Annotated in this window: 15 protein-coding genes; 8 read left to right on the forward strand and 7 right to left on the reverse strand. The window is 69.2% G+C overall.

Annotation, left to right across the window (positions count from 1 at the left end; all coding sequences use genetic code 11):
- Nucleotides 1–48: 48 nt before the first annotated feature.
- The gene (locus tag ACFVX4_RS00350; RefSeq protein ID WP_389970223.1) at nt 49–1,332 is read right to left on the reverse strand and encodes an NYN domain-containing protein; all 1,284 of its coding nucleotides are present in this window, start codon (nt 1,330–1,332) and stop codon (nt 49–51) included.
- A 224-nt stretch (nt 1,333–1,556) separates the two neighbouring features.
- Here ACFVX4_RS00350 and ACFVX4_RS00355 point away from each other — a divergent pair, with 224 nt between their 5' ends.
- Nucleotides 1,557–1,736 carry a hypothetical protein gene (locus tag ACFVX4_RS00355; protein WP_389970225.1) on the forward strand — a complete coding sequence of 60 codons (180 nt, stop codon included), beginning with the start codon at nt 1,557–1,559 and terminating at the stop codon, nt 1,734–1,736.
- A 97-nt stretch (nt 1,737–1,833) separates the two neighbouring features.
- Here the strand turns inward: ACFVX4_RS00355 and dnaE are convergent, their stop codons facing one another.
- Together dnaE and ACFVX4_RS00365 are read right to left on the reverse strand one after the other, a co-directional pair.
- Nucleotides 1,834–5,376: a DNA polymerase III subunit alpha gene (gene dnaE / locus ACFVX4_RS00360; RefSeq protein ID WP_389970227.1), complete on the reverse strand. Its 3,543-nt coding sequence runs from the start codon at nt 5,374–5,376 to the stop codon at nt 1,834–1,836.
- An 82-nt stretch (nt 5,377–5,458) separates the two neighbouring features.
- Nucleotides 5,459–6,931, reverse strand: a complete 1,473-nt coding sequence (locus tag ACFVX4_RS00365; protein WP_389970229.1) for a recombinase family protein — start codon at nt 6,929–6,931, stop codon at nt 5,459–5,461.
- Nucleotides 6,932–7,133: 202 nt separating this feature from the next.
- On the opposite strand from ACFVX4_RS00365, the gene ACFVX4_RS00370 reads away from it, so the two are divergent.
- From ACFVX4_RS00370 to ACFVX4_RS00390, 5 genes are all read left to right on the forward strand, one after another.
- Complete coding sequence (locus ACFVX4_RS00370; protein ID WP_389970231.1) at nt 7,134–8,462, forward strand: DUF2252 domain-containing protein; 1,329 nt, start codon at nt 7,134–7,136, stop codon at nt 8,460–8,462.
- Nucleotides 8,463–8,522: 60 nt separating this feature from the next.
- A complete protein-coding gene (locus tag ACFVX4_RS00375) occupies nt 8,523–9,242 on the forward strand; it encodes a hypothetical protein (RefSeq protein ID WP_389970233.1) in 720 nt (239 codons plus the stop codon).
- Nucleotides 9,243–9,290: 48 nt separating this feature from the next.
- On the forward strand, nt 9,291–10,106 hold the full coding sequence (locus tag ACFVX4_RS00380) for a DsbA family protein (protein ID WP_389970236.1): 816 nt from the start codon (nt 9,291–9,293) through the stop codon (nt 10,104–10,106).
- A 97-nt stretch (nt 10,107–10,203) separates the two neighbouring features.
- Nucleotides 10,204–11,865 (forward strand): alkaline phosphatase D family protein, encoded by a 1,662-nt coding sequence (locus ACFVX4_RS00385; RefSeq protein WP_389970239.1) that lies wholly within the window; start codon nt 10,204–10,206, stop codon nt 11,863–11,865.
- A gap of 315 nt (nt 11,866–12,180) precedes the next feature.
- Nucleotides 12,181–13,149, forward strand: coding sequence for a zinc metalloprotease (locus ACFVX4_RS00390; RefSeq protein ID WP_389970241.1), 969 nt, complete (start codon nt 12,181–12,183; stop codon nt 13,147–13,149).
- Between the two features lie 51 nt (nt 13,150–13,200).
- Here ACFVX4_RS00390 and ACFVX4_RS00395 read toward each other — a convergent pair whose 3' ends face one another.
- Nucleotides 13,201–13,779, reverse strand: a complete 579-nt coding sequence (locus tag ACFVX4_RS00395) for a dienelactone hydrolase family protein (protein WP_389970243.1) — start codon at nt 13,777–13,779, stop codon at nt 13,201–13,203.
- Nucleotides 13,780–13,816: 37 nt separating this feature from the next.
- Between ACFVX4_RS00395 and ACFVX4_RS00400 the strand changes: the two genes are divergently transcribed.
- Nucleotides 13,817–14,938: a mechanosensitive ion channel family protein gene (locus ACFVX4_RS00400; protein ID WP_389972029.1), complete on the forward strand. Its 1,122-nt coding sequence runs from the start codon at nt 13,817–13,819 to the stop codon at nt 14,936–14,938.
- A gap of 59 nt (nt 14,939–14,997) precedes the next feature.
- Here the strand turns inward: ACFVX4_RS00400 and ACFVX4_RS00405 are convergent, their stop codons facing one another.
- A complete protein-coding gene (locus ACFVX4_RS00405; RefSeq protein ID WP_389970245.1) occupies nt 14,998–16,584 on the reverse strand; it encodes a Na+/H+ antiporter in 1,587 nt (528 codons plus the stop codon).
- Between the two features lie 240 nt (nt 16,585–16,824).
- On the opposite strand from ACFVX4_RS00405, the gene ACFVX4_RS00410 reads away from it, so the two are divergent.
- Nucleotides 16,825–19,140: a hypothetical protein gene (locus tag ACFVX4_RS00410; protein ID WP_389970248.1), complete on the forward strand. Its 2,316-nt coding sequence runs from the start codon at nt 16,825–16,827 to the stop codon at nt 19,138–19,140.
- Between the two features lie 19 nt (nt 19,141–19,159).
- Here the strand turns inward: ACFVX4_RS00410 and ACFVX4_RS00415 are convergent, their stop codons facing one another.
- Both ACFVX4_RS00415 and ACFVX4_RS00420 read right to left on the reverse strand, forming a co-directional pair.
- Nucleotides 19,160–19,642 carry a GNAT family N-acetyltransferase gene (locus ACFVX4_RS00415; RefSeq protein ID WP_389970251.1) on the reverse strand — a complete coding sequence of 161 codons (483 nt, stop codon included), beginning with the start codon at nt 19,640–19,642 and terminating at the stop codon, nt 19,160–19,162.
- On the reverse strand, nt 19,639–20,580 hold the full coding sequence (locus ACFVX4_RS00420; RefSeq protein ID WP_389970254.1) for an RluA family pseudouridine synthase: 942 nt from the start codon (nt 20,578–20,580) through the stop codon (nt 19,639–19,641). The genes ACFVX4_RS00415 and ACFVX4_RS00420 overlap by 4 nt, the downstream gene beginning before the upstream one ends.
- Nucleotides 20,581–20,586: the final 6 nt, after the last annotated feature.

Below are 20,586 nucleotides of genomic sequence, written 5' to 3' on the forward strand. Positions count from 1 at the left end.
ACGCGGTGATCGGCGACCGGGTCGCCCGCCCGTGGTCCCGCTCGGCCGTCAGTCGGCCGACGGGGTCGTCCGCTCCGCCGCGGGGGTGTGCTCGGCCGCGGCCCGTACATCGATCTCCCGCCAGAATCCCGCCCGGATCGCGTAGCGGTCGTGCTCGTCGATCTGGTCGTCCTTGTGGGCGAGCAGGCCGAACCGTGCCGCGTAGCGCAGCAGCTCGCCGTCGATGCGGTGCGGGATGCGCGGATACATGGTCGAGAGCTTCTGCAGATGGACGGTCTCCGGCAGTCGCTCCATCCAGCGACGGGCGAAGACCTGGCCCACCTCGAAGGGGTCGCCGCCGACGGTGGTGATGTCCTCCTCGCGGTCCGCCCAGCGCTGCTCGGCACTGGTGAGCTGGGCCAGCGTCGGCAGGGAGGCGGTTTCGGCGGGCTCGCCCAGCGGTCCGCCGCGCTCCGTCCAGCTCTTGTCGGAGGACCAGCGCAGAGTCGCGTTGGCGGGCGACGGCTGAGGGAGGTGCCGGTCGGGCTGGGCGCCGTGGCCGCGCAGGCTGCCCGCCAGGTCCTTGGGGGTGGGGACGCCCTTGCCGCCGTGCACGGGCCGGTCGGTGGCGGCGCCCTCCTCGGGCGGTGCCGCGGCGCCGTTGGCGGCGGCTGCCGCCTGGGCCTCCGAGGCCCGCTCGGCGGAGGCGGCGAGGGCGGCCTCGGGCAGTGGCGCGGAGAGGATCGCGGCGATCTCCGGACCGGGCACGGGCGGCGGGGCGCAGACGCCGCCGGTCTCCTTGGGCCGTACGGCCTGGGTGATCCAGGCCCGGTCGAGCACCCTGCGTTCGTCGGCCTCGGCCACCAGGTCCTCGGACTGGTTGTAGTCGCCGTCGGCGGCCTGGACGGCCCACAGATGGACGGCGACGCCGTGTTCCTTGGCGGACATCAGACCGGGCAGCAGATCGCCGTCGCCGGTCACCAGCACCACGTCGGAACAGGCCCGGTTCCTGGCGAGTTCGGTGAGCTCGGCGTGCATCGCGGCGTCGACACCCTTCTGCGCCCAGCGCCCGTCACTGCGGGTGAGGGCGCCGAGCCGTACGGTCACCCGGGGCATCACGCGGAGTCTGCGGTGCTCGGGCTGCGGCACGCGGTCGGGGGCGCCGTCGAACCAGTAGATCCGCAGCAGCGGCTGCTGCGTATCGCCCTCGGCCCGCTCGCGCAGGCCCCGGATGAGGGCCGCGTGGTCGACCGTGATGCGGGAACGGGCGGGCTCCCCGGCCAGCAGGCTCGCGGCTGCGCCCAGCAAGTAGCCGGCGTCCACCAGGACGACGCAACGGTCCACGCGATCCACCCTCTTCCAGAAGTTCGGGTGCGGTCTTTGCCAAGGGTTTCCTTCGAGTCTGCCCGACCGCGCAGGGGTTGACGTCCGGAACTCGATCATCGGCGTGGCGGATCGGGAAAACGACGCATCCCCCACCCCCGCTACGCACGGTAATGATCCAACATGCACGGTTTACCCCGCTATGTGAATCTGAACGCGGTCCTGGCCCCGAGAGTCCCCATAGGAGGAACACCATGGCCAAGAACAAGAACCGCAAGCAGGGCAGCCAGCAGAACCGCGCGTCCACTCCGGAGCGCGGCGCGGAAGAGGCCAAGACGACCGCGTACGAGTCGCAGATACAGCCTCAGCCGCAGGCCCAGGGCAGCCCTGCTGATGTTGCCCGTAAGCACCAGCGGCGCTTCGGCCACAACTGACCGGAGACGTATCCGCTCCGGCCGCAGGCCGGGTAGCCGAGAGGGGCGCTCCCGCTTTCGCGGGGCGCCCCTCTCGTACGTCTGCGGAAGAGCCGGCTCAGCCGGCCAGGCAGGACGGGCCGAGCAGCACCTTCAGGTCACCGAAGAGCGCCGGGTCGGGCTTGACCCGGTGCCGGTCGAGCCGGAGCACCGTGGTCTTGCGGGGGCCCTGGAGCCTGATCCGCACCTCGGTGTCGCCCCGGTGGTTGCTGAGGACCTCGCCGAGGCGGCTGACCATCGGCGGGGTGATCTTGACGGTGGGGATGGTCAGGACCACGGGGGCGTTGGTGCCGGCCGACGAGATGTCGGGGACCTGCATCTCCATGGCGACCAGCCGGGGCACGTCCTCCCGCTTGTCGAGGCGTCCCTTGACGAAGACGACGGTGTCCTCGACGAGCTGGGTGGAGACCAGCTGGTAGGTGGCCGGGAAGAACATGCACTCGATGGAACCGGCCAGGTCCTCGACGGTGGCGATGGCCCAGGCGTTGCCCTGCTTGGTCATCTTGCGCTGAAGGCCGGAGATGATGCCGCCGACGGTGACGATGGCGCCGTCGCCGTGCTCACCGCCGGTCAGCTGGGAGATCGTGGAGTCGGCCTTGTCGGACAGCACGTGTTCCAGACCGAAGAGCGGGTGGTCGGAGACGTACAGGCCGAGCATCTCGCGCTCCTGGGCCAGCAGGTAGGACTTCTCCCACTCGATGTCGGAGAACTCCACGTCGAGCCCGAAGCCCGGCTCGTCGCTCTCCTCCTCGCCCATGCCGCCGAAGAGGTCGAACTGCCCCTCGGCCTCCTTGCGCTTGACCTGCACCACGTTGTCGATCATCGGTTCGTGGTGGGCGACGAGGCCCTTGCGGGTGTGGCCCATCTCGTCGAAGGCGCCGGCCTTGATCAGCGATTCGACGGTGCGCTTGTTGCAGACGACCGCTTCGACCTTGTCCAGGAAGTCGGGGAAGGTGCTGTACTTCCCCTTCGCCCTGCGGCACCGGATGATCGAGTCGACGACGTTCTGGCCGACGTTGCGCACGGCGGTGAGGCCGAAGAGGATCACGTCGTCGCCCTGGGCGGCGAAGTTCGACAGGGACTCGTTCACATTGGGCGGCAGCACCTTGATGCCCATGCGACGGCACTCGTTGAGGTAGACGGCCGACTTGTCCTTGTCGTCCTTGACCGAGGTCAGCAGCGCCGCCATGTACTCGGCGGGGTAGTTCGCCTTGAGGTACGCGGTCCAGTAGGTGACCAGGCCGTACGCGGAGGAGTGCGCCTTGTTGAACGCGTATCCGGCGAACGGGACCAGCACGTCCCACAGGGCCTTGATCGCGGCGTCGGAGAAGCCCTTCTCCTTGGCCCCCGCCTCGAAGAGGACGAAGTTCTTCGCCAGCTCCTCGGGCTTCTTCTTGCCCATCACGCGGCGCAGGATGTCGGCCTCGCCGAGCGAGTAGCCGGCGACGATCTGGGCGGCCTTCTGCACCTGCTCCTGGTACACGATCAGGCCGTAGGTGAGGCCGAGGACCTCCTTGAGGGGCTCCTCCAGCTCCGGGTGGATCGGGGTGATCTCCTGGCGGCCGTTCTTGCGCTCGGCGTAGTTCGTGTGCGAGTTCATGCCCATCGGGCCCGGCCGGTACAGGGCCGAGACGGCGGAAATGTCCTCGAAGTTGTCGGGCTGCATCTGGCGCAGCAGGGAGCGCATCGGGCCGCCGTCGAACTGGAACACACCGAGCGTGTCACCGCGGCAGAGCATCTCGTACGTCTTGGGGTCGTCCAGCGGGAGGCCGAGCAGGTCCAGCTTGACGCCCTTGTTGGACTCCACCATCTTCACGGCGTCGTCCATGATGGTGAGGTTTCGCAGGCCCAGGAAGTCCATCTTCAGCAGGCCGAGCGACTCGCACTGCGGGTAGTCCCACTGCGTGATGGTGACGCCGTCGGTGTGCCGCACCCAGATCGGGGCGTGGTCGACGATCGGCTCGCTGGACATGATGACGCCTGCGGCGTGCACGCCCATCTGCCGGACCAGGCCCTCGACACCCTTCGCGGTGTCGATGACCTTCTTGACGTCCGGCTCGTTCTCGTACATCCCCCGGATCTCGCCCGCCTCGCTGTAGCGCGGGTGCTTGGGGTCGGTGATGCCGTTGAGGTCGATGCCCTTGCCGAGGACGTCGGCGGGCATGGCCTTGGTGAGCCGGTCGCCCATCGCGTACGGGTAGCCGAGGACCCGGGCGGAGTCCTTGATGGCGTTCTTCGCCTTGATCTTTCCGTACGTGCCGATCATGGCGACCTTGTCGGCGCCGTACTTCTCCGTCACGTACCTGATCACTTCGACGCGCCGACGCTCGTCGAAGTCGATGTCGACATCGGGCATGGAGACGCGCTCGGGGTTGAGGAACCGCTCGAAGATCAGTCCGTGCTCGATCGGGTCGAGGTCGGTGATGCCCATCGCGTACGCCACGATCGAACCGGCGGCGGAGCCTCGGCCGGGGCCGACCGCGATGCCGTTGTTCTTCGCCCACATGATGAAGTCGGCCACGACCAGGAAGTACCCCGGGAACCCCATCTGGATGATGATGTCCATCTCGTACTCGACCTGCTTCTGCCGGTCCTCGGGGACGCCGCCCGGGAAGCGCCGGTTCATGCCGACGCGGACCTCTTCCTGGAACCAGGTGATCTCCGTGTAGCCGTCCGGGATGTCGAACTTCGGCATCAGGTCGCGCTTCTCGAACATGCCGGCGGTGTCGATCTGCTGCGCGACCAGCAGGGTGTTGGCGCAGCCCTCCTGCCAGGCGTCGGAGGAGTCGACGGCGTACATCTCGTCGGTCGTCTTGAGGTAGTAGCCGGTGCCGTCGAAGCGGAAGCGGTCCGGGTCGGAGAGGTTCTTGCCGGTCTGGATGCAGAGCAGGGCGTCGTGGGCGGTGGCCTCGTGCGCGTAGGTGTAGTGCGAGTCGTTGGTCACCAGCGGCGGGATCTTCAGCTTCTTGCCGATTTCGAGGAGCCCGTCACGGACCCGGCGCTCGATCTCGATGCCGTGGTCCATCAGCTCCAGGAAGTACTTGTCCTCGCCGAAGATGTCCTTGTAGTCGGAGGCGGCCTGGACGGCCTCGTCGAACTGGCCGAGCCGCAGCCGGGTCTGCACCTCGCCCGAGGGGCAGCCGGTGGACGCGATCAGGCCCTCGGACCACTGGGCGATGGTCTCCTTGTCCATGCGCGGCCACTTCTGCAGCCAGCCCTCGGCGTACGCGTCCGAGGACAGCTTGAAGAGGTTGTGCAGGCCCTTCGCGTTCGACGCCCAGATCGTCTTGTGGGTGTAACCACCCGAACCCGACACGTCGTCGCGCTTCTGGTGCGGCTGGCCCCACTGGATCTTCCGCTTGTGCTTGCGCGACTCCGGCGCGACGTACGCCTCGATGCCGATGATCGGTGTGACGCCCGCCTTCTGCGCCGAGTGGAAGAAGTCGTAGGCCCCGTGCAGGTTGCCGTGGTCCGTCATCGCGATGTGCGACATGCCCATCTCGTTGCAGGCAGCGAACATGTCCTTGAGCCGCGCGGCACCGTCCAGCAGCGAGTACTGGGTGTGGACGTGAAGGTGCGTAAAGGGCGGCTTCGACGACACGGTTTGTGGCCTCCGGGCGAGCAGGGCGGGTGAGGGGGACAGCGTGGAAGTCTACGTCGCGACACCGATACTCCGCGGCCTGTCACTCCGACCGCGCACCGTCGAACCCAATGAGGTTGCCGAGATCACAGACGCAGCGGTCAGCAGCCTCCACCCTCGCACGTGGGCGTGGCGGCGAGCTGACCACGGCACGAACCTGGCAGCCGACCAGGTAACTTCCACGCTCCTCGGGACACCACACATTCCAGGCGTCCCACATCGACTGTGCGGCCGCGCGCATTTCCCACCCACCGGGTTTGTGAGGCTGTCGCTCGCAAGCTTCGAGTCGGGTCGATGCCAGCCGGTACTCGTTGCGGAAGACCTCCACTGCTTCAGGGGTGCTGAATACCCCGGCCCGACGGTCGTCCAGCAGCTCGGCCACGTAGGTACGCAGACGCCTGATCTCGTCGCTGAGATCGACCTCCGCGCGGTAGGTGTGCTCCACAACAGGGGCGTTCCGCAGCCGTTCCCGCAGCTCCGCGATGAACCACCCCTCCAGGAGGTCGCCCTTGATGCTCACACTCCGATGCGGTTCCGTCAGTGGCCCGAGACATCTGAACGTCTCGGCCCCCGAGGACTGCGACCGTTTCATGTTCCGCCCGCAAACCCCGCAGATGACGACACCGTGAAGCCAGTGCGAAGGACGGTTCGGCCGTCGTGGCCTGTACCCGTCCTCAATGATCTGCGCGATCCGCGCGAACTCCTCCTGCGTCAGCATGGGTGGCCAGAACTTCACAGGGCCCGCGTTGTCACAGATCACCTTGCCGGTCCGATGCTCGATCTTGTGTCCCAAGAGCGTCTGTGACGTCATAACAATCTTGATGGACTTGTGGGTCCAGGCCGACGGTGCAGGGTCGGGCCTTGTGGAGTTATGGACTCGTGGTGCGGGGACTCCCCGGGCTTGGAGGTCTGCGGCGATGCGCGTCGGGGCTTCCCCGGCAATGATGCGTTCGGCCAGTTCGCGAACAATGGGCTCCGCTCGGTCATCACGTATGAGGATCTTGCCCCTGCCTTCCGTGTTCGGCGTCGGCCGAAGGCCATACGGCACCCGTCCGCCGGCCCAGCGTCCGGTCTTCCTCAGATGGTTCTGCGATGAGACCGTCCTCTCCCGCCCCAGTTCCCGTTCGAACTGGGCAAATGAGGCCAGCACATTCGCGGCGAACCGCCCGTGCGGAGTCGACATGTCCCACCCGTCCTCGATGGCCACGAGGCGAACACCAGCCGTATCGCACGCCTCGATCACTGATGAGAAATGGATCAACGATCGAGCGATGCGGTCCGCCCGCCAGGTCAGCAACACGTCGTAGTGAGACAGGTTCTCGCACAGTTCGCGAAGTGCGGGGCGCTCCCCCGGCGGCTCCCCGCCCGAGACGTTGCTGTCCTGGAACACCCGCAGGACGGTCCAGCCCTGCCGTTCCGCATAGCCACGGCATGACGCCTCCTGCCTGGCCAGGGAGGTACTCGATTCCGTGGTTCGCGACAGCCTGACGTAGATCACCGCACGCAGGACGTTCATGCATCCCTTCCGGTCGCCCCAATGCACCTATCTACAACTATTGCGAAGGTCGGACCATCCGAGGTGGAATCACCCACACGTCACCCGAATCAGTGACTGTGGCCGCACTTTCCGGGTCCGGGCACTGATGCGGCGCGTCCGGCGTTCTCAGCAGGAGGGCAGACAGGAAGGCCCTGTCATCAACGAAGGAAGCAGGCCGGCAATGCGCAGCACTTTCGAAGTCTCGGACACTGAGCGCGAGGAGCAGATCCTTGCGGTCTTCGAGACAGCCTTCGGAGAGCTCCTGGCCGCAGACCCGACAGCCTTCCGGGTCAAGTTCCGCAAGATGGCCGCATCACCGTTCGCGTTCTACAGGGGCACGGCCTGCCTGTATTACGCCGATCTCAGCTCGACGAGGAACGCGGACCCCTATCTGGACGAGCGAACCAGCAGGGTGTGGGTGCACGGCGATCTGCACGCTGAGAACTTCGGCACGTACATGGATTCCAATGGCCGCCTTGTCTTTAATGTGAACGACTTCGATGAAGCCTTCGTAGCCCCGTTCACCTGGGACCTCAAGCGGTTCGCCGCCTCCGTCGCCCTGATCGGTTACGCGAAGGCGCTCGGCGACGACCAGATCACCGAACTGGTCCGGGTCTACGCGGCGGCCTACCGTGAGCGGATCCACGCACTGGCGACGGGCGCGAAGAACGACGAGGTACCGCCCTTCACGCTGGACACGGCACAGGGCCCGCTGCTGGACGCGCTGCGCGACGCCCGGTCGCTGACCCGGTTCTCGCTGCTGGACTCGATGACGGAGATCCGGGACTTCGAGCGCCGGTTCGCTCCGGGCGGCGGCTCGATCGATCTGGACGCGGCAACGCGCTACAAGGTGCTGGCCGCCTTCGACGGCTATCTGGAGACGCTGCCGGAGTCGAGCCTGACCCGCCCCGACTCGTACCGGGTGAAGGATGTCGTCGGCCGTCGCGGCATCGGTATCGGCTCGGCCGGGCTGCCCTCGTACAACATCCTCCTGGAGGGCAACAGCGACGCCCTGGAGAACGATGTGGTGATCTATCTCAAGCAGGCGCAGACGCCCGCGGTCTCCCGGCACATCACCGACGCGGCCGTGCGCGAGTACTTCCAGCACGAGGGCCACCGCACCGTGATCTCGCAGCGCGCCCTGCAGGCGCACGCCGACCCGTGGCTCGGCTGGACCGAGCTGGACGGGGCGGGCCAGCTGGTCGCCGAGGTGTCTCCGTACGCGGTCGATCTGGACTGGTCCGACATCGACGAGCCGGAGGAGATCGCGGCGGTCGTCGCCGATCTGGGCCGGGCGACGGCGACGATGCACTCCGCGGCGGACGACGAGAGCGGCCACTCGCTGGTGCCGTTCTCCACCGAGCGGGCGATCGACGCGGCCATCGCGGCCGACGAGGAGGGCTTCGCCGGTCTGCTGGTGGACTTCGCCCACAGCTACGGCGCCCGCGCCCGCGCCGACCACCAGATCTTCGTGGATCTCTTCCGCAACGGCCGCATTCCGGGGCTGTGATTCCCCGCGGCCCGTCCCTTTAGGGGTCACTTACAGGTTCGCATGCGACACTCCTCGGCGATGGACATATCCGGGACGCAGCTCAGAGTCGTTCGCGCGGCGCTTTTCACGGCGCTCGTCGTGACGCTCTCCGCTGCGTCCCATGTGCTGCTCTCCCGGGTCCCGCTGCCGCTGACCGCCGTCGTCCTGCTGGCCGGCGCGGTCTTCGCCGTGGCGTACGCGCTGGCCGGCCGGGAGCGCGGCTTCGGGGCGATCGCCGGGCTGCTGGTCCCGCTGGAGCTGGCCGCCGACACCATCTTCACCACCGGTCAGCACGTCTGTTACGGCGCGGCCGGCGGCCCGATCGCGGGGCCGCTGCGTTCGGTCGGCGTCGACGTGCTCTGCGGCGGCCAGTTCGGCGCCGGTGCGGCACGGGCCGGTGCCGAAGTCACCCCGCTCGCCTCGGTGACCGATGCCGGACACACCACGGCCGCGCTGCTGGCCTCGCCCGGCCCCGCGGTGCCGTGGCTGCTGCTCGCCGCCCATGTGACGGTCGGCCTGCTCGCCGCGGCCTGGCTCCGGCGGGGCGAGTCCGCGCTGGCCGGTCTGCTGGAGGCGGTCGCCGTCCTGGCGTTCCGGCCGCTGCTGGTCGCGGTCGCCGTGGTCGGTACGGCCCGCCGCCCGGTACGCCGCCGGGTGCGGCCCGCCGGACACGGCCCGCACCTGCTCGTACACGCCCGTCTGCTCGTGCACTCCGTGGGACGGAGGGGACCGCCGCGCTCGGCCTGCGCCATCGCCTGAGCCCGCACATCCCCGACGACGTACCCCTCACACCATGGAGACACAGACATGAGCAATCGCAACAGCCAGGCCAACAAGTCGGCGGCCCGCGAGCGGCTGCGTGCCGAGCGCGAGCGCCAGGCCAAAAAGGACAAGGCCCGCCGGCAGATCATCGTCGGCGTCTCGATCGTCGGTGTCCTGGCCGTCGTGGGGGCCGGCACCTGGGGCATCATGCAGCTGAACAAGCCGTCCCACTGGGAGGCGGCCAAGGACGCGAAGAACGTGACCGCGCCCAAGAACACCTCGGGCGAGAACGGCACCACGGTCGTCATCGGCAAGTCGAGCGCCAAGAAGACCCTGGAGCTGTACGAGGACTCGCGCTGCCCGATCTGCGGAACGTTCGAGCAGTCCATCGGCGAGACGGTGCACAAGGACGTCGACGCCGGAAAGTACAAGATCAAGTACATCGGTGCCACGTTCATCGACGGCATGACCGGCGGCGAGGGCTCGAAGAACGCGCTGAGCGCGCTCGGCGCCGCGCTCAATGTCAGCCCGGAGGCCTTCCTCGACTACAAGTACGCGCTCTACTCCGCGAAGTTCCACCCGGAGGAGACCGACGACAAGTTCAAGGACGACTCCTACCTGATCAAGGTGGCCGACACGGTGGACGCGCTCAAGGGCAACGCCGCCTTCCAGAAGAACGTCAAGGACGGCACGTTCGACAACTGGGCGATGAAGATGTCGGCGAAGTTCGAGGACAGCGGTGTGAAGGGCACGCCGACCCTGAAGATGAACGGCAAGGCGCTCACCGACGGGAAGAGCGAGAACGCTCCGATGACGGTGGACGACTTCAACACCGCGATCACGGCCGCACTGAAGGGCTGACCGACCGGCGACATCACGGCAGCGGCTCCCCGGCGGGCAGGCGAACTTCCTTCGTTCGCCTGCCCGTTCGGCTTACCCGTCAGTAGGGTTCTGCCCCGTGACCAGTCGACACCTTTCCTCGCCGCTCTCCGCCCCCAGCCGCCGCACGGTCGTCAAGGCCGCTGCCGCCACCGCCGTCGCAGCCCCGGTGCTGGGCTCCGCCACCGCCGCCCGCGCCGCGGACGGCCCCGCCTTCCTGCACGGCGTCGCCTCCGGCGATCCCCTCCCCGACGGCATCCTGCTCTGGACCCGCGTCACCCCGGCCCCCGACGCGGTCCCCGGTTCGGGCCGCGGCGCCGATACGGCGGTGCGCTGGGAGGTCGCCGAGGACAAGGACTTCGCCCGGGTCGTGGCCCGGGGCACGACCGTCGCGACGGCCGCGTCCGACCACACGGTCAAGGCCGATGTGCGGGGCCTGGCCCCCGCCACCGCGTACTGGTTCCGCTTCTCGGCGGGCGACGGTGCGGAGACCGTCTCACCGACCGGCCGCACCCGGACGGCTCCCGCGGCCGGGTCCGCCATACCCGGCGTGCGGTTCGGGGTGGTGTCGTGCGCCAACTGGGAGGCCGGGTACTTCTCCCCGTACCGCCACCTCGCCGCCCGCGCCGACCTCGACGCGGTCCTTCATCTCGGCGACTACATCTACGAGTACGCGTCGGGCAGTTACCCGGACGCGAAGTACGTCGTACGGCAGCACGAGCCGAAGCACGAGATCCTCACCCTCGCCGACTACCGCACCCGGCACGCCACGTACAAGACGGACGCCGACCTCCAGACCCTGCACGCCACCCACCCGGTGATCGCGATCTGGGACGACCACGAGTTCGCCAACGACGCCTGGTCGGGCGGGGCCGAGAACCACACACCGGGCACGGAGGGTTCCTGGGCGGACCGGGCGGCGGGCGCCAAGCAGGCGTACTTCGAGTGGATGCCGGTCCGCGCCTCCACCGAGGGCACCGTCTACCGGCGGCTGCACTTCGGCAACCTGGCCGATCTCCATCTCCTCGACCTGCGCACCTTCCGCTCCCAGCAGGCGTCCATCGGCAGCGGCGCGGTCGACGACCCGGAGCGCACCATCACCGGCCGGGCGCAGCTGGACTGGCTGAAGTCGGGGCTGGCCGGCTCGGACGCCACCTGGAAGCTGGTCGGCACGTCGGTGATGATCTCGCCGGTCACGTTCGGCTCCGTGCCCGCCCATCTGCTGGAACCGCTGGCCGAGTTGCTGGGGCTGCCCAAGGAGGGCCTCGCCGTCAACGTCGACCAGTGGGACGGCTACACGGACGACCGCAAGGAGCTGATCACCCACCTGCGGGACCGGTCGATCACCAACACGGTCTTCCTGACCGGTGACATCCACATGGCCTGGGCCAACGACGTGCCGGTGAAGGCGGCGACGTATCCGCTCTCCGCCTCGGCCGCCACCGAGTTCGTGGTGACATCGGTGACCTCGGACAACATCGACGACATCCTGCATGTGGCGCCGCAGACGGTCTCGGTGGTCGCGGCCGCCGCGGTCAAGGCCGCCAACCGCCATGTGAAGTGGGTGGACATGGACTCGCACGGCTACGGCGTCCTGGACGTGACCGCCGAGCGTTCGCAGATGGACTACTACGCCGTCTCCGACCGGACGAAGCGGGACGCGACCTCCGCCTGGACGCGTTCGTACCGGACGCTCAGCGGGACGCAGAAGGTCGAGCGGGTGGACCGCCCGGTGCGCTGAGGCACTACTTTCGGCCACTCCTCCATATGTTGACGGCGCATTACGTCGCTACGGCGGGTGGCGTGTCCCATGGACCGAATGGGGACACACCGCCCGCCGGGGTAACGCCTACGGTTACGTCGCCGTCTCAAACTCTGGAACACGAAGAAAGATTCCTCCCGGTTTCCGCCCTTTGGTGAATAACCGATTGGGCCTGATCATTCCTCCTCGGGGCCTGACATGCGCACGTAATCTCCCGGCGGCGGGTGAGGAAATTCCTCCCCCACACATCCGCGAGGAGTCCCCGTGCGCACTCTTGCCCGTATATCGCCGCGTATGCGTAACCGTGCGATCGGCACCGCCGTTCTGGCCGGAACTCTGGCCCTGGCACCGCTCTCCGCCCCCTCCGGCTCCGCCGCCTCCGCCGCCTCCAAGGTCTCCGCGTCCGCCGCCCAGAAGTGCGGGGACGACGCCGGCACCAGCGCCACGGCGCGCGAGGCCCGCCCCTCGGGCACCGCCCACACCGACGACCCGAACGAGCTGACCGCGACCCAGGCCAAGGCCATGGACGCGCAGTTGAAGCAGAGACTCGCGGACCGCCGGCTCAGCGGCTCCTCGCTCACCGCGGGCGCGACGATCCCGGTGTACTTCCACGTCGTGCACTCCGGGACGACCGGCAAGCTCAGCGCGTCCGCGATCAGCAGCCAGATGAGCGTCCTGAACGCCGCCTACAGCGGACAGGGCTCGGGCAACACGAACTCCGGCTTCCAGTACACGCTGGCCGGCACGGACTACACGGACAACAGCTCCTGGTACGACGGCGTCTCCCCGGGCTCCGCCGCCGAGAAGGCCATGAAGTCCTCGCTGCGCAAGGGCGGCGCGAACGCCCTCAACATCTACACCGCCAACCTCGGCGGCGGCCTGCTGGGCTGGGCCACCTTCCCCAGCTCGTACAAGTCCAATCCCTCGGACGACGGCGTCGTCATCCTCGACGCCTCGCTGCCCGGCGGCTCCGCCACCAACTACAACGAGGGCGACACCGCCACCCACGAGGTCGGCCACTGGATGGGGCTCTACCACACGTTCCAGGGCGGCTGTAACGGCAACGGCGACTACGTGGCCGACACCCCGGCCGAGAAGAGCGCCGCGTACGAATGCCCGACCGGACGTGACACCTGCACCAACAAGACCGGGGTCGACCCGATCCACAACTTCATGGACTACACGTACGACTCGTGCATGACCCAGTTCACCGCGGGCCAGGTGCAGCGGATGAGCGACAGCTGGACCGCCTACCGGGGCTGATCCGTCCTGTCCGTACGGAGGGCCCCGCACGGTGCGGGGCCCTCCGCGCGTTCAGAGCGTGGCGAGGAAGCCGAGCGCGACCTTCCAGGCCAGCTCGGCCGACGCCTGGTCGAAGTCGGGCAGTTCGGCGTCCGTGAAGAGATGGCCCGCGCCCGGGTAGCGGTAGACCTCGGCATCGGCGCCGGTCCGCTGCATCTGCAGATACCAGGAGTTCAGCCAGTCGTGCGTCTCGAACGGGTCCGGGTCGGCGACATGCAGCTGTACCGGCAGCTCGTCCACGGACGCGTTCTCGGCGATGTCCGAGGTGCCGTGGAACAGCAGCAGACCGCGGGCCTTCTCGTCGCCGAGGGCCAGGGTCTGCGCGGTGGCGGCGCCGAACGAGAAACCCGCGTACACCAGGCCCCGGTCCGAGTAGGGGGCGGCGGCCAGCACGGCCCGCCGGAGCAGTTCGTCCTTGCCCACCTCTTCCTTGAAGGCCATGCCTTCCTCGACGGTTTCGAACGTGTGCCCCTCAAAGAGATCGGGCACCTGTACCTCGTGCCCGGCGGCGCGAAGCCGGTCGGCCGCCGCATGCACCGCGGGGCGCAGACCGTACGTCGAGTGGAAAAGCATGATGTTCATGAGTCCCATGGTGCCAGCTACGGTCAGGAGCATGGAGAACGACGGGATGGAGAACATACTGCGCCCGCTGATCGTCGTCGGCGGCTCGGTCGTGATCACTCTGCTGGTCGGCGGGCTGGTGGATCTGCTGCTCAGACGGGCCGACGGCCGGCACCACGACACCCCGCTGTGGGGGCTGCTGCGCCGCTGCCGGATTCCGCTCCAGCTGACACTGTGCGCGGCGCTGCTGCGGGGCTCGTACACCCACACCCGGCTCGAAGCGATCAACGCTCACCGGCCGGGGATCGGCCAGGTCCTGACACTGGTGCTGATCGGGGCCTCGGCCTGGCTGGTGGTGCGGATCGCGACGGCCGTCGTCGATTCCCTCTACGCGAGGTACGCCGCGAACACCACCGATCCGGCGCGGGTGCGGCGGGTCCGTACCCAGGTGACGCTGATCCAGCGGGTGGTCACCGCGATCGTGGCGACGGTCGCCGTCGGTGCGATGCTCCTGACCTTCCCGGCGATGCGGACCTTCGGCACCTCGATGCTGGCCTCGGCCGGTGTGCTCGGCATCGTCGCGGGTGTGGCCGCCCAGTCGACGCTCGGCAATCTCTTCGCGGGGCTGCAGATCGCGTTCGGCGACATGGTGCGCATCGGTGACACGGTGGTGGTGGACGGCGAGTGGGGCACGATCGAGGAGATCACGCTAACCTTCCTCACGGTACGGACCTGGGACGAGCGGCGGATCACGATGCCCGTCTCGTACTTCACCGGCAAGCCGTTCGAGAACTGGTCGCGCGGCAGCGCGCAGATGACCGGCTCGGTCTTCTTCCACCTCGACCACTCCGCCCCGGTCGCCGCGATGCGCGAGCAGCTGCGGGACATCCTGGGCGAGTGCGCCGCCTGGGACGGCCGGGACTGGTCCCTCGCCGTCACCGACACCACACCATCGACGATCCTGGTCCGCGCGGTGGTCACGGCGAAGGACCCGGGCGACATCTGGACGGTGCGCTGTGCCGTACGGGAGGAGCTCATCGGCTGGCTGCGCGACCACCATCCGTACGCGCTGCCGAGGATCGCGACGGCGCCCGCGGCGCTTCCGTCCGACGAGTGGCCGCATCCGTCCCGCCCGACGGACGAGAAACCCTCGGACCGGGACAAGTCCCCCCGCACGGGACGCGGCTGACGGGGACGGCGGACAGCGGCCCGGCCAGGCCAGGCCCCGGGCCGCTCGGCCCTCCCGCCTCACCGCAGGCTGCGGACGTCCAGCTGGCGCAGCACCCGGTCGACGACCTCCGGGTCCGCCCCCGCCTCGTTGCGGGCCGACAGCACCGCGTGGCGTGCGGCCGACATCATCTCGCGCTGGACGCGGCTGACCGCCTTGAAGCGCTCGGCCCGCTTCGCGTACGCCTCGCGTCGCTCGTCGTCGACCATGTCGGGACTGATCCGCGCCCCCACGTCGTACGCCAGCCGGTGCAGCCGCTCGGTGACCTCGTCCGGGAACTCCTCGACCTCCTGGATCTCCTTGAGGCGCTCCTTCGCGGCCTTCGCGGCGCGGATCGCGAGGTCCTTCTCCAGTGCCTCCTCGGCGTCCGTGTCCGCCTTGACCCGGAGCTTGCGGACCAGCCACGGCAGGGTGAGCCCCTGGACGACGAGCGTGGCCATGATCACGGCGAAGGCGATGAAGACGATCTCGTCGCGCCCCGGGAACGGCTTCCCGTCGTCCGTCTTCAGCGGGATCGCGAGCGCCAGCGCGACCGAGGCCACTCCGCGCATCCCCGCCCACCACATGACGACGGTCTCCCGCCAGCTGGTGGGAATCTCCTCGCTGACGTCGCGCCGGGTGTGCAGCCGCTTGGCGAGCCAGGTGGCGGGCAGCAGATAGAGCAGCCGCACGCCGACGACGACCACGACCACGGCGAGTCCCCAGCCCAGCATCTGGAGTTCGCGCCCGTCCGCCGTCCCGAAGACGTTGTGCAGTTCGAGGCCGATCAGCCCGAAGGCGACCCCGGTGACGAGCGTGTCGACGATCTCCCAGAAGGTACGGCCGGTGAGCCGCCCGAGGACGTCGTCGGCGTCGGCGGTGTGCTCGGCGAGGAAGAGCGCGGTGGTGAGGACGGCGAGAACACCCGACCCCATCAGCTCCTCCGCGAGCACGTAACTCACGAACGGCACCAGCAGGGTGAGGCCGACCTGGAGCGTGGCGTCGCCGAGCAGACCCATGAGCTTGATGGTGAGCCAGCCCAGCACCAGGCCCACGACCACGGCCACCACCGCCGAGAGGATCAGCAGCCCGAACGCCTCCGGGAGCGAGAAGCTCCCGCTCACCGCGGCGGCGATCGCCACGTGGTACAGCACGATCGCGGTCACATCGTTGAACAGCCCCTCGCCCTCCAGGATGGAGACGAGCCTGCGCGGCAGCCCGACCGAGCCGGCGACGGCCGTCGCCGCGACCGGGTCGGGCGGGGCGACGAGCGCGCCGAGCGCCACGGCCGCGGCGATGGGCAGCCCGGGGACGATCGCATTGGCGACCGCGGCGACGGCGGCCGTCGTGACGAAGACCAGCGCCACGGCCAGCAGAAAGATCGGTCGTTTATTGGCGGCGAACTGCCGCCAGGAAGTCCGCTGCACGGAGGCGTAGAGCAGCGGCGGCAGCAGCGCCGGAAGGATGATCTCGGGCGGGATGTCCACATTCGGTACGAAGCTGAGGAACGCCATGCCGACCCCGGCGAGCGTCATCAGCACCGGCGCGGGCAGCCCGAGACGCTCTCCCAGCGGGACCGTGACCACAGCCCCGAGCAACAGCAGGAGGAGCAGTGCCATTTGGTCCACGAGGTGCCTTCCGGAGCGCGGGGCGCCGATCTCCGTGATCGGCGGATCTGGGGGCAAAGCCTGCCACGCGAGGCCCGCAATCCAGACAACACCCCCGCATTCCCACCTCCTCGACCGGCATTCCTCCGATGTCTATACCGTCGGCCCCCTTCCGCTGCTTCCTCGGGGCGGGCAGTATGCGGCGTGCGTGATTCAGGGACAGGAACTGTCACCACATACATGACTGTCAGGAGAGGCCACGTGACCGCGTTCTCCCGAAGGCATTTCGTCTCCACCGCCGCTGCCGGAACATCCGCACTCTGGCTGGCAGGCTCCCGTACCTCATGGGCGGCGGCCGGCCCCGTACCGACGGAGCACCCGGACATCGACATCCACGAGAAGACCGTCCGCGACGCCGCCATGACCTGGCGCACGCTCCCCGCCGACTGGCAGCAGGCCCCGTTCCTCGCCAACGGCCGTCTCGGCGCCCAGCTGTACGCCGGAAAGACCGCCGACACACTGAAGCTGATGATCAGTCACAGCCAGGTGCAGGACCAGCGCGGCCAGTGGCGCGGCGGCATCGGCTTCTCCCGCCTCCCCATCGGGTACTTCACCCTGACCCTCGCCGGGGAGATCACCGCCGTCGACTGGACCCTGGACCTGTACGACGCCGAGCTGCGCGGCACCGTCACCACGACCCGTGGCTCCCTGGCCTTCTCCGCCCTCGTCCAGAACGACACCGGCGCCCTGCTGGTCTCCACCCGCCCCAGCCCCGGCGAGGAGTCCGCGGCCTGGTCCTTCCAGTGGCTGCGGGCCGCCACCACCCGCACCAGCGGCAGACCCGAGGACTACACGCCCAATCCGGACCCCCGGACCGGCGACGGCTTCGTCGAGCAGCCGCTGCTCGCGGGCGGCGGCTGGGCCACCGCCTGGCGCGAGCGGCGCGAGGGCACCGGCCGACTGCTCGCCGCGCACCTCGTGTACCGCTTCCCCGGCCAGGTGTCCGGGGCGACGGCCGACGCGCTGCGGGCCGTGGACCGCACCCTGGCCGCCGACCCCGACCGGCTGGTGGACCGGCACCGCCGCTGGTGGCACGCGTACTACCGGCGCAGCTTCCTCTCCGTACCGGACAAGCGGCTGCAGAGCTTCTATCTCATCCAGCTCTACAAGCTCGCCGCGTCGACCAGGGCCGACGGCCCGACGATCTCCGAATGGGGCCCGTGGTTCCCCGAGGTCGGCAACAACTGGACCGCGGTCTGGTGGAACCTCAACGTCCAGATCGGCATGGCCCCCGTCCACGGCTCCAACCACCCCGAACTCGACTCGGTGACCGGCGCCTTCCGCCGCTTCGAGCACAACCTCCCGGCCTCGGTCCCGGCCGACTACCGCGACGGCGAGAGCTACGCGCTGGGCCACCCCTCCGACTGGCAGCTGCGCGCGGGCGACACCTACGACGTCGGCGCCCCCGGCTCGGCCCATGTCTCCGACAACTTCGGCAATCTCACCTGGGCGCTGCACAACGTCTGGCAGTCCTACCGGCACTCGATGGACCTGTCGGTCCTGCGCGACGTGGTGTACCCGATCCTCGCGAAGGCCATCAACTTCTACGCGCACTTCCTGCACGAGGGCCCGGACGGCCGTCTGCACCTGCCGGAGACCCGCTCCCCCGAGTACGCCAACGCCGTGGACTGCACCTACGACCTCTCGCTGATCCGCTGGGGCGTGCGCACCCTGATCGCGTCGGCGAAGCTGCTGCGGAACGACGATCCGCGGCTGAAGCGCTGGCAGGACATCGACCGGCGCCTCACCCCGTACGCCGAGGACCCGGCGGCCGGCGTCATGATCGGCAAGGACGTCCCGCTCGCCGACTCGCACCGGCACCACTCGCACCTGCTGTGGCTGTACCCGCTGCGCGAACGGAACTGGGACCGGCCCGGGGACCGCGAGGTGATGCGGCGCTCCATGGACCACTGGGTCTCCATGCAGCAGCTGTGGCACGGCTACAGCTACGCCACCGCCTCGTCCATGTACTCGGTGATGGGCGAGCCGGAGAAGGCCCTCGACTTCCTGACCTTCTTCACCGACCTCAACGTGGTCGCGGACTGCCGGATGACGGTCAACACGATGTACCGGGAGGGCAAGAACCTCGCCCTGGAGAGCCCGCTGTCCGCCGCCCAGTCGATGCTCGACATGGTGGTGCAGGGCCACGAGGGGGTGGTGAAGGTCTTCCCGTCCGTCTCGGACCGCTGGGCGGACGCGTCGATCGCGTCACTGCGCACCCAGGGCGCCTTCCTGGTGGACGCGGACCGCTCGGGCGGTGCCACGCGCTGGGTACGGGTGCGCAGCGAGGCGGGCACCCCGCTGACCCTGGACCACTCCATCGCGGGCCGGATCGACGTACGGGACGCGCACGGGCGCCCGCTGCACTGGCGGGAGACCGGACCGGGCCGGATCACGGTCGCCCTGCCGCGCGGCTCCACGGCGGTGGTCACCCCGCAGGGTTCGCGCCGCCCACGGACGGCCCCGCGCGATGTGCCGTCGAACGGTACGTGGACCCGCTGGGGCCTGCCCGACTGAACCGCCGGGCCGGAGGCCCTCAGTCCCGCAGGGTGCGGCGCATCGCCCGGTGGGGGATGCCCGCGTCCGGGAACTCGGGGCCGTACGCCACATAGCCGAGGCGCTCGTAGAAGCCCAGCGCATGGGTCTGGGCGTGCAGATCGACGGCGGCCAGACCGAGCTCACGGGCCGCGTCCTCGATGGCCCGGACCAGCGCCGCGCCGACGCCGAGGCCGCGTGCCTCCTTGGTCACCGCGAGCCTGCCGAGCGAACCGACGGCCGGGTCGCCGCCCGTCTTCGCGGCGGCGGCCGGGCCGTGCAGCAGCCGCCCGGTGCCCAGCGCCGAGCCGTCCGCCGCGACGGCGACGACATGCAGGGCGTCCGCGTCGTAGACGTCGTACTCGATCTCCTCGGGTACGTCCTGCTCGCCGACGAAGACGTCCTTGCGGACCAGGAAGCAGGCCGCGAGGTCCTGCTCGTCGACGACGGTACGCGTGGTGTACGGGGCGGGCGCGCCGGTCATTCGCTCTCCGCCGCGATCTTGTCCAGGGCCTGCTGGAGATCGTCCGGGTAGCTGCTGGTGAACTCCACCCAGCTGCCGTCGGACGGGTGCTCGAAGCCGAGCCGGACGGCGTGCAGCCACTGCCGGGTCAGGCCGAGGCGCTTGGCCATCGTCGGGTCGGCGCCGTAGGTGAGGTCACCGACGCAGGGGTGGCGGTGGGCGGACATGTGCACCCGGATCTGGTGCGTACGGCCCGTCTCCAGCTTGATGTCCAGGAGGCTGGCGGAGCGGTAGGCCTCGATGAGGTCGTAATGCGTCACGGAGGGCTTGCCCTCGGCCGTGACGGCCCACTTGTAGTCGTGGTTGGGGTGGCGCCCGATGGGGGCGTCGATGGTGCCGCTCATCGGGTCCGGGTGGCCCTGCACCAGCGCGTGGTACTTCTTCTCGACGACCCGGTCGCGGAACTGCGCCTTCAGCAGGGTGTAGGCCCGCTCGGACTTGGCGACGGCCATCAGGCCGGAGGTGCCGACGTCGAGACGGTGGACGATGCCCTGGCGCTCGGCGGCACCGGACGTCGAGATCCGGTACCCGGCGGCGGCGAGACCCCCGATGACGGTCGTGCCGGTCCAGCCGGGGCTCGGATGGGCGGCGACCCCGACCGGCTTCACGATCACGACGATGTCGTCGTCGTCGTGCACGATCTCCATGCCCTCGACGGGCTCGGCGACGATCTGCACCGGAGCGGGCGCCTGCGGCATCTCCACTTCCAGCCAGGCACCACCCCGGACCCGCTCGGACTTCCCGACCACCGAGCCGTCCACCTGCACCTTCCCGGCGGCTGCCAGCTCGGCGGCCTTGGTGCGGGAGAAACCGAACATCCGGGAAATGGCGGCGTCGACACGCTCGCCTTCCAGACCGTCGGGTACGGGCAGGGTGCGGACCTCGGGATACGTACTCACCTGTCG

This window comes from Streptomyces sp. NPDC058240 (assembly GCF_042882135.1).
Lineage (GTDB): Bacteria > Actinomycetota > Actinomycetes > Streptomycetales > Streptomycetaceae > Streptomyces.